The sequence below is a fragment of the Metasolibacillus sp. genome (assembly GCF_025291715.1).
GTDB classification, from domain to species: Bacteria; Bacillota; Bacilli; order Bacillales_A; family Planococcaceae; genus Metasolibacillus; species Metasolibacillus louembei.
The window spans coordinates 1-16,098 of sequence record NZ_JAMBIZ010000043.1 but is presented as its reverse complement, the minus strand read 5'-3'; the positions used below and the strand labels follow the sequence as shown (position 1 = coordinate 16,098).

General features: G+C 37.2%; 14 protein-coding genes. 7 read left to right on the top strand and 7 right to left on the bottom strand.

Features of this window, described 5'->3' with window-relative positions; genetic code table 11:
• Nucleotides 1-20 precede the first annotated feature (20 nt).
• The 5 genes from mnmE to rpmH form a co-directional block, all read right to left on the bottom strand.
• Nucleotides 21-1,406 carry a tRNA uridine-5-carboxymethylaminomethyl(34) synthesis GTPase MnmE gene (mnmE, locus tag M3Z76_RS18215; RefSeq protein ID WP_293929550.1) on the bottom strand — a complete coding sequence of 462 codons (1,386 nt, stop codon included), beginning with the start codon at nucleotides 1,404-1,406 and terminating at the stop codon, nucleotides 21-23.
• Between the two features lie 221 nt (nucleotides 1,407-1,627).
• Entirely contained in the window at nucleotides 1,628-2,401 is a 774-nt protein-coding gene (gene jag, locus M3Z76_RS18210; protein WP_293929549.1) for an RNA-binding cell elongation regulator Jag/EloR, read from the bottom strand.
• Complete coding sequence (gene yidC, locus M3Z76_RS18205; RefSeq protein ID WP_293929548.1) at nucleotides 2,398-3,171, bottom strand: membrane protein insertase YidC; 774 nt, start codon at nucleotides 3,169-3,171, stop codon at nucleotides 2,398-2,400. Before yidC ends, jag begins: the two co-directional genes overlap by 4 nt.
• 94 nt (nucleotides 3,172-3,265) lie before the next feature.
• Nucleotides 3,266-3,613, bottom strand: a complete 348-nt coding sequence (gene rnpA / locus M3Z76_RS18200) for a ribonuclease P protein component (RefSeq protein WP_293929547.1) — start codon at nucleotides 3,611-3,613, stop codon at nucleotides 3,266-3,268.
• A 72-nt stretch (nucleotides 3,614-3,685) separates the two neighbouring features.
• Entirely contained in the window at nucleotides 3,686-3,820 is a 135-nt protein-coding gene (gene rpmH, locus M3Z76_RS18195) for a 50S ribosomal protein L34 (RefSeq protein WP_004233310.1), read from the bottom strand.
• 563 nt (nucleotides 3,821-4,383) lie between these two features.
• On the opposite strand from rpmH, the gene dnaA reads away from it, so the two are divergent.
• Nucleotides 4,384-5,727 carry a chromosomal replication initiator protein DnaA gene (dnaA, locus tag M3Z76_RS18190; protein ID WP_293929546.1) on the top strand — a complete coding sequence of 448 codons (1,344 nt, stop codon included), beginning with the start codon at nucleotides 4,384-4,386 and terminating at the stop codon, nucleotides 5,725-5,727.
• A gap of 180 nt (nucleotides 5,728-5,907) precedes the next feature.
• Nucleotides 5,908-7,044, top strand: a complete 1,137-nt coding sequence (gene dnaN / locus M3Z76_RS18185; RefSeq protein WP_293929545.1) for a DNA polymerase III subunit beta — start codon at nucleotides 5,908-5,910, stop codon at nucleotides 7,042-7,044.
• A gap of 105 nt (nucleotides 7,045-7,149) precedes the next feature.
• On the opposite strand, the gene M3Z76_RS18180 is transcribed toward dnaN, so the two are convergent.
• Nucleotides 7,150-7,596 (bottom strand): hypothetical protein, encoded by a 447-nt coding sequence (locus M3Z76_RS18180; protein WP_295657362.1) that lies wholly within the window; start codon nucleotides 7,594-7,596, stop codon nucleotides 7,150-7,152.
• A gap of 32 nt (nucleotides 7,597-7,628) precedes the next feature.
• Complete coding sequence (locus M3Z76_RS18175) at nucleotides 7,629-8,051, bottom strand: hypothetical protein (RefSeq protein WP_293929543.1); 423 nt, start codon at nucleotides 8,049-8,051, stop codon at nucleotides 7,629-7,631.
• A 324-nt stretch (nucleotides 8,052-8,375) separates the two neighbouring features.
• On the opposite strand from M3Z76_RS18175, the gene yaaA reads away from it, so the two are divergent.
• The 5 genes from yaaA to M3Z76_RS18150 all read left to right on the top strand — a co-directional run bounded on the left by yaaA (nucleotide 8,376) and on the right by M3Z76_RS18150 (nucleotide 15,491).
• Nucleotides 8,376-8,603: a S4 domain-containing protein YaaA gene (yaaA, locus tag M3Z76_RS18170; RefSeq protein WP_293929542.1), complete on the top strand. Its 228-nt coding sequence runs from the start codon at nucleotides 8,376-8,378 to the stop codon at nucleotides 8,601-8,603.
• On the top strand, nucleotides 8,600-9,712 hold the full coding sequence (recF, locus tag M3Z76_RS18165; RefSeq protein ID WP_293929541.1) for a DNA replication/repair protein RecF: 1,113 nt from the start codon (nucleotides 8,600-8,602) through the stop codon (nucleotides 9,710-9,712). The genes yaaA and recF overlap by 4 nt, the downstream gene beginning before the upstream one ends.
• 57 nt (nucleotides 9,713-9,769) lie before the next feature.
• The gene (gyrB, locus tag M3Z76_RS18160) at nucleotides 9,770-11,695 is read left to right on the top strand and encodes a DNA topoisomerase (ATP-hydrolyzing) subunit B (RefSeq protein WP_293929540.1); all 1,926 of its coding nucleotides are present in this window, start codon (nucleotides 9,770-9,772) and stop codon (nucleotides 11,693-11,695) included.
• A gap of 24 nt (nucleotides 11,696-11,719) precedes the next feature.
• Complete coding sequence (gene gyrA, locus M3Z76_RS18155) at nucleotides 11,720-14,191, top strand: DNA gyrase subunit A (RefSeq protein ID WP_293929539.1); 2,472 nt, start codon at nucleotides 11,720-11,722, stop codon at nucleotides 14,189-14,191.
• A 205-nt stretch (nucleotides 14,192-14,396) separates the two neighbouring features.
• Entirely contained in the window at nucleotides 14,397-15,491 is a 1,095-nt protein-coding gene (locus M3Z76_RS18150; protein WP_293929538.1) for an HD-GYP domain-containing protein, read from the top strand.
• Nucleotides 15,492-16,098: the final 607 nt, after the last annotated feature.

Sequence of the window (16,098 nt, the reverse complement as noted above, 5' to 3'; positions counted from 1 at the left end):
CTGTAACTTCCTTTCAATTTTTATTTTCCTAAACAGAACTGTGAAAACAGTTGATTGATTAAGCTTTCTTGTACTGTATCACCGACAATTTCACCAAGAATTTCCCATGTACGTGTAACATCTATTTGTACCATATCAACTGGTACACCCGCTTCAGCAGCATTTAATGCATCCTCTACCGTCTTTCTTGCCTGATGCAATAGTGCGATATGGCGTGCGTTGGAAACATACGTCATATCTCCACCCTCTACTTGTCCTTCAAAGAACAATGCAGAAATTGCTTCCTCTAGCTCAGCTACTCCCTCTTCCTGTAATAACGAAGTTGTAACGATGCGACGTGTTCCTGCTAATTTTTGAACATACTGTAAATCAATTTGCTGCGGTAAATCCGTTTTATTAACAACGACAATATAGTCCATATGCTCAATCGTTTCGAATAAGCGCTCATCCTCAGGCGATAAGCTTTCTGCACCGTTTAATACGAGCAAAATTAAATCGGCTCCTTTTAAAGCCTCTCTTGATCTTTCTACTCCTATACGCTCAACGATATCCTCGGTTTCGCGAATGCCTGCCGTATCGACTAAACGTAGCGGTACGCCGCGCACATTGACATATTCCTCAATAATATCACGTGTCGTCCCTGCAATATTCGTAACGATTGCTTTATTTTCATGTACTAAGCTATTTAATAACGAGGATTTACCTACATTTGGTCTCCCTAAAATAACCGTTGATAAACCTTCACGTAAAATTTTCCCTTGTGAAGATGTCGTTAGTAATTTATCGATTTCATCACGTACCCAGTTGCATTTTTCAAGCAATACAGGTACAGTCATCTCTTCTACATCATCGTATTCTGGATAATCGATATTCACTTCTACTTGCGCTAACGTTTCAAGCAATGCTTGTCTTAGCTGCCCAATTAAACGCGATAGCTTGCCATCCATTTGTGTTAAAGCGACATTCATCGCACGGTCTGTTTTCGCACGAATTAAGTCCATCACTGCCTCTGCCTGTGACAAGTCGATCCGCCCATTTAAAAAGGCGCGTTTCGTAAATTCACCTGGCTCGGCTAAGCGAGCGCCATAGCGTAACGCTAACTGTAAAACGCGATTCACTGATACTAAACCACCGTGACAGTTAATTTCTACAACATCCTCGCGTGTAAATGTTTTCGGACCACGCATTAATGATAGCATGACCTCCTCCACTACTTCCTCTGTCGCTGGATCGATTAAATGCCCATAATGAATCGTATGTGTTGCTTGCTCTGCTAATTTTTTTCGATTTGGTGCTTGAAATATATGATCTGCGATTGCGATCGCTTCATCCCCACTTAAGCGAACGATAGCAATAGCGCCTTCACCCATCGGTGTGGATATCGCAGCAATTGTATCAAAATCCATCAAAATGCCTCCTGACTTCATCTTGTTTATAACTTTTTATAAAATGAAAATTATCCACATGTGGATAACGTAACCGAACAATATTTCCTAACAACTTAGATTAACATATTTTCAGCAAAATCTAAAGTGAGAAGGAATTTTTAAGCCGAAAAAAAGCTGTCCGAAAAGCGGCATGTTACCTGCTTTTCGGACAGTCATTATATATCTGTATGCATTTTGAATCAAACTAATGATTCAATGACTAAATAGCGATTTGGCTCTACACCCTCTGAATATGTTTCGATATCCAAACGATTTGTTAATGCATGATGGATTATTTTCCGTTCATATGACGGCATCGGCTCTAACACGACCTTTTTGCCTGTGCGAATCGCCTTATCCGCCATGCGCTCAGCTAATTGCTCTAATGCGATACGGCGGCGTTCACGATAATCCTCCACATCAATCTTTACGAGCATAAAAGATTTTGCACTTTTATTTAACACAAGCTGTGTTAGCTGCTGTAAAGCATTTAATGTTTGTCCACGCTTTCCAATTAAAAGTGCAGCCTTCTCACTTTCTAGCTTGAATGTTGTGTATTTGCCTTCTGTTTCATGTGCTATGTGTAAATCATTAATCCCCATACTTTCTGCTACGCTTTCAATATAAGCTTTCGCTTCCTGTATAGGATTCACATCCAGTTGCTCTTCTGCTGCTTGAATCAGCTCTTCAATTGCGTTATCAGTTTGAACCTGCTCCCCGAAAACTTCCTCAGCTGGTGCTTCCACCAGTGATTCTTGAATTTGTTCTTCTTCTACAACGACTTGTTCAACTTCCTGCACTTCTTCTTTTATCGTTACACGCACCTCAGCAGGGCGTGCACCAAAGCCTAAAAATCCTTTTTTACCTTCTTGTAAAACTTCAACATCTACTTGTTCACGGGTTTTGCCAAGCTGTTGTAACGCTAATGAGATCGCTTCTTGTACGTTTGCGCCTATTTGCGTAATTTGTTTCACTTTTTCGCTCCTCCTGTAGTAGTAGCTTCTGGTTTATTTTTATTCCAAGGCTTATAAATAACAAGGTTTTGAGAAACAGAGAAAATATTCCCGATTACCCAATATAATGATAATGCTGCTGGTAAAAACATACCGAAGCCCATGATCATTACAGGCATGATGTACATCATCATTTTCATTTGTGGATTATCAATCGCAGGACCTGTCATTAATACGACAAATTGGAATAAACCTGCAACAATTGCTAATACTACGCTAGGCTCAGCTAGCGGGAAAATCAAAAATGTACCTAAATGAAATGCTTCAGGTGTTGCATTCATACGGCTAATTGCATGATAGAAACCGATTAAAATTGGCATTTGAATTAATACAGGTAAACATCCCATTAAAGGATTCGCGCCTGATGTTTGCATTAATGCCATCATTTCTTTTTGGTATTGCTGCTGTGTCGCCGCATCTTTAGAGCTATATTTTTGTTGTAGCTCCTTTAATTTTGGCTGTAATTCCTGCATCTTCTTAGAGCTTTTAATTTGCTTAACTGTTAGTGGTAAAATAGCAGTTCTAATAATAATCGTTGTTACGATAATACCTAAACCATACGTACCAAACAAGTCAGCGAAATATTGAATGACCGAAACTAACGGCCAAACGATGAACTCATTCCAAAAGCCTTTGCTTTCAGCTGAGATCGGTTGGTTAAATTCTGAACACCCTGATAGCAATACTACAGTAGCAACAAGTGTTAGAACGATCCAAAGTCTTTTTTTCAACTTTCTTCCCCCTAGACCAACTACTCTATTTATTCATTTGTTTATGAAGACATCTTAACATGTGAACGCATTCATGCTCCACTATTTTATCGAATCACTTCGACTGCTTTAAAACTTTTGCAATTTTTAATACATGCTGTAAACTTTTTTTCGTTTCATGGAAATTTAAAGTGGCCGCCTGATGTCGGGCGATAATAACATAATCCATATCCTGTCTTACTTCATCCTTTAATTCAAGAAATGTTTGACGGATATAGCGCTTAATTTGGTTACGTGTTACGGCTTTCCCTACCTTCTTGCTCACAGATAAGCCAATACGAAACTCCTCTTGCGCCTCCTTTGTCAAGCAATAAACGACAAATTGGCGATTTGCAAAGGATCTTCCTTTCTTAAACACCTTTTGAAAGTCTTCATTTTTTTTAATTCTTTGGCGTTTATTCATTCCTTCAACATCTCCATCTACTCATTTCACCTTTATATAGAAAAAAAAGACCACTGATGTGGCTCAGTGGACTTATGCTGATAATACTTTTCTTCCTTTACGACGGCGAGCAGCTAATACTTTACGACCGTTTTTCGTGCTCATGCGTGCGCGGAAACCGTGTACTTTGCTGTGCTTACGTTTCTTTGGTTGGTACGTACGTTTCATTTATATTACACCTCCTATAATGAGAGTTTGCTATTTATCTTTTTCGACATACAGACCTGAACATTATATATATAAATACTATCGTTTGTCAATCCTTAATCTACATTTCAATGTCCCCTTTACTTATCCACAACTCTATATAGTTTTTTGAAAATAACGCTGTGTATAATTTTTTTGCCTTTTAAAATTATCCACATCAGTTATTGACAGCTTTTTCACAAACTCAGAGCATGTGGACAACTATTTTGTGAACAGTTTGCACTATGTGGATAAGTTTGTTAAAGTATTGTAATTGCTCATTTTTTTTGATACGATAAACATGTTTTCTTTTGTGGACGATTTTTTTGGGAAATATTTTATCCACAGTTGTTGATAATCTGTGGACAATATTATACATAGGCTTTGGATATCATTTATCCACAAGCTGTGATTATGTGTATGTCTAATATATTTGCTGAAATAAAATAAATTTTTTTACACCCAAGCTAATATTTTAGCTCTGGTTTTGAAGAGAGCATTGATAGTTTTTTTGCAATAAAATTTTAATGAAAGGACGAATTCGCTTGGAGCATTTAGAAGAATTATGGAGTAATGTCCTTGCTCAAGTAGAACGAAAAATTGCCAAACCAAGCTTCGATACATGGCTAAAACCTACAAAAATTTTAGCTTTTGATGGCACAACGATTACGCTATCTGCGCCAAATACTTTTGCTAGCGAGTGGCTAGAAAAGCATTACATGCACCTTTTAACGGGTAGTTTAAATGAATTAGTCGGAGAAGATTTGGTTATAAAATTTGAAGTTCAAAATGAGGACGATGAGGATGATTTTGAGCTGCCTGCACCTAGAATTAATGGGCATAATCACGATCACCAAGAAATTTCACCAGGGATGTTAAATCCAAAGTACACATTTGATACGTTCGTTATCGGCTCTGGTAACCGCTTTGCACATGCTGCCTCTCTTGCAGTGGCTGAAGCACCTGCTAAGGCATACAACCCCTTCTTTATTTATGGAGGTGTTGGGCTTGGTAAAACACACTTAATGCATGCAATTGGACACTATGTATTGGAGCACAATCCTTCAGCGAAGGTTGTCTATTTATCATCTGAAAAGTTTACAAATGAATTCATTAACTCGATCCGTGATAATAAAGCGATTGATTTTCGCAATAAATATCGCAATGTAGATGTTTTATTAATTGATGATATTCAATTTTTAGCTGGAAAAGAGTCTACACAAGAGGAATTTTTCCATACGTTTAACACGCTGCATGAGGAATCAAAGCAAATTGTTATTTCAAGTGATAGGCCTCCGAAGGAAATTCCAACGCTGGAGGATCGTTTACGCTCCCGCTTTGAATGGGGCTTAATTACGGACATTGCACCACCTGATTTAGAAACGAGGATTGCCATCTTGCGTAAAAAGGCAAAGGCAGATCACTTAGACATTCCAAATGAGGTTATGCTCTACATTGCAAACCAAATTGATTCCAATATTCGTGAATTAGAGGGCGCTTTAATCCGCGTCGTTGCTTATTCTTCTCTTGTCAAGGAGGATGTAACACCAGAGCTTGCTGCCGCGGCATTAAAGGATATTATTCCAAATGCGAAGCCGCGCATGATTTCTATTTTAGATATTAAAAATGCAGTAGGAGAGCACTTTAATATTCGCTTGGAAGATTTCTCTGCTAAGAAGCGTACAAAATCAATTGCTTTTCCTAGACAGGTTGCAATGTATTTATCACGTGAGTTAACTGATTTTTCATTGCCGAAAATTGGTGAGGAGTTTGGAGGGCGCGATCACACAACAGTGATTCATGCCCATGAAAAAATTACAACTCAGCTTAAAAATGATCAAGGGCTTCAACAGGATATTAAGCAAATTCGTAGCATGCTAGGCAAATAACGCTACATTTCGCATGTGGATAACTTATTATTTTTTGGACAAACTTATGCACAGTCTATCTACATGTGGATAGACTGATTTTACTTGTCAAAAAGGTACTTATCCACAAATCCACAGCGCCTATTACTATATCTATTTATTCTTTTATTATTTTAATAACATTATATATGGGGGTACGACATGAAATTTGATATTATGCGAGACCGGCTTTTAGCTGGACTAAATGACGTCATGAAAGCTGTTAGTTCAAAAACAACAATGCCAATTTTAACGGGTATAAAAATTGATGTAACACATGAAGGTTTACGTTTAACTGGTAGCGATGCAGATATTACAATTCAAACATTCATTCCAGTAGAGGAAGACGGAGAACAATTGATGAATGTTAGTACAACAGGCTCAATTGTATTACAGGCCCGCATGTTTAATGAAATTGTAAGAAAGCTGCCAACAAATGATGTGGAAATTGAAGTATCAGCTGGCTTTGCAACAAATATTCGCTCTGGTAAATCCGAATTCCACCTAATTGGCTTAGATGCTTTGGAATATCCTTTATTACCAGAAGTTGCAGAAGATCGCCAATTCTCAATGCCAGCAGATTTATTAAAATCTGTTATACGTGAAACAGTATTTGCTGTTGCAACATCAGAAAGCAGACCCGTGTTGACAGGTGTAAACTGGAAAGTATCGGAAAATGAATTAATATGCGTCGCAACTGATAGTCACCGTTTAGCTCGACGTAAAATTCAGCTCGAACAATTACCAGCTGAAATCAACAGTGTCGTTATACCAGGAAAAAGTTTAAATGAATTAAATAAAATTTTAGAGGATTCAACAAACCCTGTACAAATAGCATTAACGAATTATCATGTTTTATTTAAAACAGAGGATGTATTATTTTTCTCACGCTTACTAGAGGGGAACTATCCTGATACGTCACGTTTAATTCCAGAAGAGTATAAAACAAATGTGACAATTAACGGCAAAGCGTTATTGCAAGCAATTGATCGTGCTTCGTTATTAGCACGTGAAGATCGCAATAATGTTGTACGCTTCGAAACATTGGAAGATCGTACAGTAAAAATTTCCTCAAACTCGCCAGAAATCGGAAAAGTAGAGGAGCAAATTTCAGTAGAGAACCTTGAAGGAGAAGCACTGAAAATTTCCTTCAGTGCGAAATACATGATGGAAGCATTAAGAGCAATCGATGGACAAGATGTCGTTATTCAATTTACAGGTACAATGCGTCCGTTTATTTTACGTTCAATCCATGATGATGCGATTTTACAGCTCATTTTACCTGTTCGTACTTACTAATCAGGTCATTTATTTAATCATATTAAAAAACAGGTACGGTTGTATTTTCAACCGTACCTGTTTTACAGTTTTTAATTACTGGAATAGTTTAGTAAAATATAATTATTAATCATGTAATAAACCATAGCGTTTGCTATTACCTATCCAAGAACTTACATCTCGCCATTTCAAGCTTTTTGACGAAATCCAGCTATTGGTGAAATCGTTACTATTTGGTTTCCATTCGCTATTCTCAGACCAAATAAAGTTATCATCAATTTTGGCTATTTTCCCTTCGAATATCGTTGAAACATAGCCTATAGGGCTAGGGACTATATGAAAATCAGTTACAGCTTCGAATAATAATTCAATGGCAGAAGGATTAGGTAGCTGTCTTTGGAATAGTATGCGTACATTTGTGTCAAGGTCAATAGATAATTTCATCGAAAAATCCTCATCAACATAACTTTCAGTCCACATATATAACTCTGTTAAACAGCTGTCATGGAAATGATTGAATATATTCAAAAGATTGGATATATCATTGTTATCATGGATTTGAATCCATTGCATAAAAAACACCAACCCATCATATTTTTAATCTTTTAATAAAAAGAAGCAGGAATCCAATTGCTTCTCATAGGAACATTATTAGTCCATGTCCACATATGGATATGGGGGAATGTATGACTAGCCTCACCAGTATGGAAATAATCTATATCTCTAAGAGCCTTTCCATTTTCATCAAAGTAACGACGCTGTTTTACAGCATTATTTGAAATCAAGTCCATAGAAGATTGAGCTTGGCTAGTCGTTGGGAGAGAAGTTCTATTGCTAACACTAGAATGATTAGTTGTTCTTCCTCCTACTGAGACCGCCTTACCAAAACCTATAACAGGTAGAGTATCATTTGGATGTTTTACAACATATTTCGCATAGGGAATAATCAAATCAGAATTTAATTGCTCATTAAATCCTTCATTTGGCTCATCGTTAAATTCTGCATAAGCACTATGTCCAGAATACATTACTAGCAATAAAAAAGTTAATAATAATTTTTTTAAAATAAACCTCCTATATTTGTATAATTATACTAAACTATCCCCTTTTTACTTTAATTAATAATTACTGTGTTGTAAAGTTTTTTAGATAGTATTTGAATAAATAATTGCCCAAACTCCAAGAAGTAAATTATGCAGCAAATGGATTGGTCACCATCATTTTGACAAGCAAAAATGAAATTAAACGTATAGAGATTAAACTTTTTCTTGTTCAATTTGCTTCCCTTACGCAGAAGCTGTTTTTTTGGTATGATAGAGAGACAGATTTTGTGTAGCGGAGGATGAGCAATCATGCAGGATATTTTGATTGATACAGAGTTTATAACTTTAGGGCAAGTGTTAAAGATGACAGATGCAATTAGCTCGGGCGGCATGGCTAAGTGGTTTTTAAGTGAACATGTTGTTTATGTCAATGGAGAAGCAGACGATCGCCGAGGACGAAAAATTCGCAATGGCGATGTCGTGAATATTCCTGGTGTTGGACGCTTTCGTATTGTTGAGAACGGTGCAAATGAATGAATATCGAGCAATTAAAGCTGATAAACTATCGGAATTATGAGTCATTAATGCTCGATTTTTCTCCTAAAATTAATGTTTTCATCGGGGAAAATGCACAAGGGAAAACAAATGTTATGGAGTCTATTTACGTTTTAGCTATGGCTAAATCCCATCGTACATCAAATGATAAAGAATTGATACGCTGGCAAGCAGACTATGGTAAAATAGAAGGTGTTGTACAAAAGCGTTATGGCAGTCTTCCAATTGAATTAATGATATCTAAAAAAGGTAAAAAAGGTAAAATAAACCACCTTGAACAAACGCGCCTTAGTGATTATATCGGGCAAATGAATGTCGTGATGTTTGCACCAGAGGATTTACACGTTGTGAAAGGAAGTCCCCAATTACGACGACGCTTTATTGATATGGAAATTGGTCAAATATCTCCTGTATATTTACATGATTTATTAACATTCCAAAAAATATTAAAACAGCGAAACCATATTTTAAAAAGCAATCAAGGTCGCCACGCATTAAATGATGTCATGTTTGATGTTTATACAGAACAGTACATTCAAGCAGCTGTTCAAATCATTCGTAAAAGATTCCAATTTATGGAGCTATTGCAGGCGTGGGCTGAGCCAATTCATGCTGGGATTTCGCGTGGCTTAGAAAAGCTTGTTATCAAATATCGACCGATTTCAGGTCTAACTGCTGATCAAAGCGTAGAGCAGATGGCGGCACATTTAGAGCAAAAGCTATTAGAAGCAAGAAAAAGAGAGCTGGAGCGCGGTGTTACATTAGTAGGACCACATCGAGATGATTTGCAATTTTTTGTCAATGATTATGATGTTCAAACATATGGCTCGCAAGGACAGCAGCGTACGACAGCTTTATCTTTAAAGCTCGCTGAAATTGAATTAATTAAACAAGAGACGAAAGAAACACCTATCTTGTTATTAGATGACGTGTTATCAGAGTTAGATGATTATAGACAATCACATTTATTAAATACAATTCAAGGTGAGGTGCAGACATTTGTTACAACAACAAGTGTTGAGGGCATTCATCATGAAACGATTGAACAGGCTAGATTGTTCCATGTGAAACAAGGCGATATTGTAAAATAACAAAGCCTTTGTGGAACAATGGATTTATACAGTGTGAAGAAAGAGTGGGTGAACATAGTGTCTTTAGAAGAAAAAGACGTTCAGCAGCAAGCGTATGATGCTGATCAAATACAAGTATTAGAGGGCTTGGAGGCAGTTCGTAAACGTCCAGGTATGTATATCGGTTCTACAAGTTCTAAAGGTCTACACCATTTAGTATGGGAAATTGTAGATAACAGTATTGATGAGGCACTTGCTGGTTTTTGTACAGACATTACTGTTGCTATTGAAAAGGATAACTGGATTCGTGTTGAAGATAATGGACGCGGTATTCCTGTTAGCACGCAAGAGAAAATGGGCTTACCTGCTGTTGAAGTTATTATGACAGTGCTACACGCTGGTGGTAAATTCGGCGGTGGCGGCTATAAAGTGTCAGGTGGTCTACATGGTGTAGGTGCTTCGGTTGTAAATGCATTATCAATTGAGACAGAGGTTTATGTAAAGCGTGATGGACATGTACACAGTATTAAATTCGAGCGTGGACAAACGATACAGCCTCTTACTGTAATTGGTGATACGGATGAAACAGGTACAACTACACGCTTCAAAGCAGATGCAGAAATATTTACGGAAACAACTGTTTATGAATATGATATTTTAGCTACACGTGTACGTGAATTAGCTTATTTAAATCGTGGTATTCGCATCACGATTGCGGATGAACGCGAGGAAGAGGTACGCTCTGTTACATACCATTATGAAGGTGGTATACGCTCATATGTAGAGCATTTAAATGCAAATAAAGAGCCACTTCATGAACCAATTGATGTAAATGGAGAAAAGGACGGTATTTCTGTTGAAATAGCGATGCAATATAATGCAGGCTTTTCTTCAACAATTATGTCATTTGCCAATAATATTAATACGTATGAGGGCGGTACACATGAATCAGGCTTTAAAACAGCTTTAACACGTGTGATTAATGATTATGCACGTAAAAACGGCTTGTTAAAAGAGGCGGATGCTAATTTAACAGGGGAAGATGTACGTGAAGGCTTAATCGCTATCGTATCTGTGAAACACCCAGATCCACAATTTGAAGGACAAACGAAAACGAAATTAGGTAACTCAGAAGTAAGCCAAATTACAAATTCATTGTTCTCAGAGGGCTTTGAGCGTTTTATGCTAGAAAATCCAACTGTTGCACGTCAAGTAGTGGAAAAGGGCTTAATGGCGGCTCGTGCACGTGTAGCAGCGAAAAAAGCGCGCGAATTTACACGCCGTAAGTCAGCTTTAGAAGTATCAAGTTTACCAGGGAAGCTTGCAGATTGTTCTTCAACAAACCCTGCTGAATCTGAAATTTATATCGTTGAGGGTGACTCTGCTGGTGGTTCTGCGAAAAGTGGACGCGATCGTCACTTCCAAGCAATTTTGCCATTGCGCGGGAAAATTTTAAACGTAGAAAAAGCACGCTTAGACCGCATTCTTTCAAATGCTGAGATTCGTGCAATGATTACAGCTTTTGGAACTGGTATTGGAGAAGAGTTTAATTTAGAAAAAGCGCGTTATCACAAAATTATTATTATGACGGATGCCGATGTCGATGGCGCACATATCCGTGTGCTGTTATTAACATTTTTATTCCGCTTTATGCGTCCATTAATCGAGGCAGGCTATGTTTATGCGGCAAAGCCACCGTTATATCAAGTGAAGCAAGGGAAGCATGTTGAATATTGCTATTCAGATGAAGAACTAGATGAAATTTTAAATCGTTTATCAAGCGTGCCGAAACCAAACGTTCAGCGTTACAAAGGTTTAGGTGAAATGAATGCAGATCAATTATGGGATACAACAATGGACCCAGAGCATCGTACATTAATTCGTATTGAATTAGATGATGCGATTGAAGCAGATCGAATCTTTGATCAATTGATGGGCGATGATGTTGAACCACGTCGTCATTTCATTGAGGAAAATGCTGTCTACGCTGAATTAGATATTTAATCGTTTGGAAGGGAGGTCTATATTTTGTCTGAGATTGAACATGGGAATATTCAAGGAAGAAATATTACAAATGAAATTAAAACATCATTTTTAAGCTACGCAATGAGCGTGATTGTAGCGCGTGCTTTACCAGATGTACGCGATGGATTGAAGCCTGTACACCGCCGTATTTTATATGGAATGCAGGAGCTAGGAAATACATCAGATAAGCCATATAAGAAAAGTGCCCGTATTGTAGGGGACGTAATGGGTAAGTATCACCCACATGGTGACTCCTCTATTTACGATGCAATGGTGCGTATGGCACAGGATTTTAGCTATCGTTATATGCTAGTCGACGGTCATGGAAACTTCGGCTCTGTTGATGGTGATGGTGCTGCAGCAATGCGTTATACAGAATCGCGTATGTCCAAAATTGCAATGGAAATGCTACGTGATATTAACAAAGACACAATTGATTATGAGCCAAACTATGATGGCAGTGAACAAGAGCCAAAAGTATTGCCATCACGTTACCCAAACTTACTTGTCAATGGTGCCTCTGGTATCGCAGTAGGGATGGCAACAAATATTCCACCACATCAATTAGGTGAAACAATTGACGCAGTTCTTGCTTTATCAGAAAACCCTGCGATTACGACAGAGGAGCTAATGGAAATTATACCGGGACCAGATTTCCCAACAGGCGGCTTAATTATGGGTCGCTCAGGTATTCGCCGAGCTTATGAAACAGGTCGTGGCTCTATTATTATTCGAGCTAAGGTAGAAATTGAACAGAGCAGCAATGGGAAAGAAACAATTTTAATCCATGAGCTGCCTTATCAAGTAAATAAAGCAAAGCTTATTGAAAAAATTGCCGAGCTTGTACGCGATAAAAAAATCGATGGTATTACAAATTTACGTGATGAGTCGGATCGTAACGGAATGCGCGTTGTGATTGAAGTGCGCCGTGATGCAAATGCGAATGTTGTATTAAATAACCTATATAAACAAACAGCGATGCAATCAAGCTTCGGTGTGAACATGCTTGCATTAGTAGATGGGCAGCCGAAAATTTTAAGCTTAAAAGAAGCTTTACATCATTATTTAGAGCATCAAAAAATAGTAATTACTCGTCGTACAGCGTTTGAATTACGCAAAGCGGAGGAACGCGCGCATATTTTAGAAGGTTTGCGTATCGCGCTTGATCATATTGATGAAATTATCGCTATTATTCGTGGTTCACGTAGTGGGGATGAAGCAAAGCCTGTTTTAATGGAACGCTTTACATTAAGCGAACGCCAAGCACAGGCGATTCTAGATATGCGTCTTGTTCGCTTAAGCGGCTTAGAACGTGAAAAAATTGAAGCTGAATATCAAGAGCTGCAAAGATTAATTAGCGAATTGAAAGCAATTTTAGCGGATGAAACAAAGGTTCTTGAAATTATTCGAACTGAAATGCTTGAAATTAAAGAGCGCTACAACGATAAGCGTCGTACTGAAATTACTGCAGGCGGCCTTGAAATGATTGAGGATGAGGATTTAATTCCACGTGAAAACTCAGTTGTGACATTAACGCATAACGGCTATATTAAGCGTCTAGCTGCGAATACATACCGTTCACAAAAACGCGGTGGCCGAGGTGTGCAAGGTATGGGCACAAATGAAGATGATTTTGTTGAACATCTATTGTTCACATCAACACATGATACAATTTTATTCTTTACATCAAAAGGAAAAGTATTCCGAGCTAAAGGCTATGAGATCCCTGAATTCGGGCGTACAGCAAAAGGTTTACCAATTGTGAACCTGCTAAACATCGAAAAGGATGAGAAAGTTACAGCAATGATTCGCGTAGAGTCATTTGAAGATGATGCTTACTTTATCTTTACAACGAAAACAGGTATTACAAAGCGTACACCGGTATCACAATTCTCTAATATTCGTACTAACGGTTTAATTGCCATTAGCCTACGAGATGATGATGATTTAATTTCTGTACGTTTAACTGACGGCAAAAAGCAAATTATTATTGGAACACAGGACGGTATGCTTGTACGCTTCCAAGAGGAAGACATTCGATCAATGGGACGTTCAGCAGCGGGTGTGCGTGGTATTAAATTGCGTGATGGTGACTATGTAGTGGGCATGGAAATTATTGAGCCAGGGCAGGAAATATTAGTTGTCACAGAAAAAGGTTATGGCAAGCGTACACCAGAGCAAGAATATCGTTTACAAAGCCGCGGTGGCGTTGGCTTGAAAACAATTCAAATTACAGAAAAAAACGGGAAAATGTGTGCGGTTAAAGCTGTCGATGGTACAGAGGATATTATGTTAATTACAATTAATGGCATGTTAATCCGAATGGACGTACAAGATATCTCAGTTATTGGCCGTAGCACGCAAGGTGTCCGTTTAATTCGTCTGGCAGAAGAGGAATATGTTGCAACTGTTGCAAAGGTAGAAAAAGACAGTGATGAAGCAGCAGAGGACGATAATCTAGCAGAAAACGAATAAGCCTTCAGAGCTGTAGAAAGGAAAACAAATGTTGACCTTTTCTACAGCTCTTTTGATTATAAATTTATATGTTATGCATATAGTAAGGTATTAATTATTGACCGAATCAAAAGAAAAATTAGTTAGGATATAATTATTACTATATTTCTAAAAATTGTTACGCTACAATGGAGAGAAAGTACACATCATAAAGGTGGTTTTTAAATTGGAGACTACTCACATAAATGTCAAAGAATTAAATGTAGGACAGATGATAGCAGATAACATATTTGCAAACACGCAATATCCAATTATTTCTAAAGATACGAAGATTACATATGAACATCTACATATACTGGATGTATTTAATATCAAATTAGTTCCTGTATATCAGGAGACTTCAGGAAAAATTAAAGCAGTAGATACTGTTGAAAATAATTCTATACAGTTTATAGAGCGAGTAGCATCCTTTGAAAAAGCTTATGCAGATGCTATTCAACAATTCAAAAAGGAATTTTTCAACTGGGAATCTGGTGCAAAAATTGATATGACGAAAATACGTGGCATGGTCATTCCATTAATTGAACAAGTGCTTGAGGATCGTTCATATATATTTGATTTAAATAGTTACTCAAATCCCCAAGATTATTTATATCATCATTGTATAGCGACAGGATTGATTGCTTCAATCATGGCGCAAAAGCTAGGGTATGAGAAAGGAATTTGTATTCAAATGGCGATAGCTGGGACATTAGCTGATTGTGGAATGGCTAAAATACCTGCTAAAATTCGTGATAAAACAAGCAAATTGACACCACAGGAATTTAAAGAAATTCGTCAACATCCTGTTCATAGCTTTGTTTTGGTAAAAGATTTAGCTGCATTAAAGGGAGAAATGAAGAAGGCTATCTTCCAACATCATGAAAGATTAAATGGCAGTGGTTATCCAAAGGGAGTTAAGAATGAAGATATTTCGATTTACTCTCAAATTATCGCTGTAGCCGATGTTTATCATGCAATGACAAGTGAACGACTTTATAGTGAGAAAAAAGCTACATTCCAAGTAATAGAGATGATTAAAGAGTCTGAGTTTGGAAAGTTTGATATAAAGGTTGTCAACGCATTAATTGCAATTGTTGCTGATTTGCCAATCGGTACTAAGGTTGAATTATCAAATAAAGAGCGTGCAGAAGTAATGTTTATTAATAAGTATGCACCAACAAGGCCTTTAGTGAAAATTACAAGAACAGATGAAATTATTGATTTAGCAACAGTGCGTTCCTTCTATATATCACGTGTTATTACAAAAAATGAAGACTAGATTATTAGTTGTACGACAACATTATTAATATTGTCGTACAACTTATTTTTATAAATGGGATAAAGGTCAGAGCAAATGCAACTTTATTTTTAGAAACCGATTGGTTAATAATATTCGGCTAAGCATATGTAGGGGAGAGAAAAAGAAAGGGTATGATTAGTCAGGTTAAGCGATAAAAGTAATCTTCGATAAATGAAATTTCGAATAAAGTCTTTGATGAAAAATTATTTTCAAAAAGTATTGACCTTTCATTTTATATCTGATAATATTTATGAAGTCGCAAGTAATGCATAAGTAATTTTTGAAAAACATTTCTAAAAAAATATTTTCGAAAAGTAGTTGACTTAAAAAATGTGACGTGTTATTATATAAAAGTTGCTTCTGCGAGAAGCACTTGAAATATAAAAATGAACCTTGAAAACTGAACAAGCAAGACGTGAATGAATAAAACGTTTCATTTAATAGATGAAACATAATTTTGGACATCATAAAGATGCCAGCAAATGTTTTACTGTATCGAAAGCGAAAGTGGCAGATACAATTTGAGCTTAACTCAAATTCTTTTTATGGAGAGTTTGATCCTGGCTCAGGACGAACGCTGGCGGCG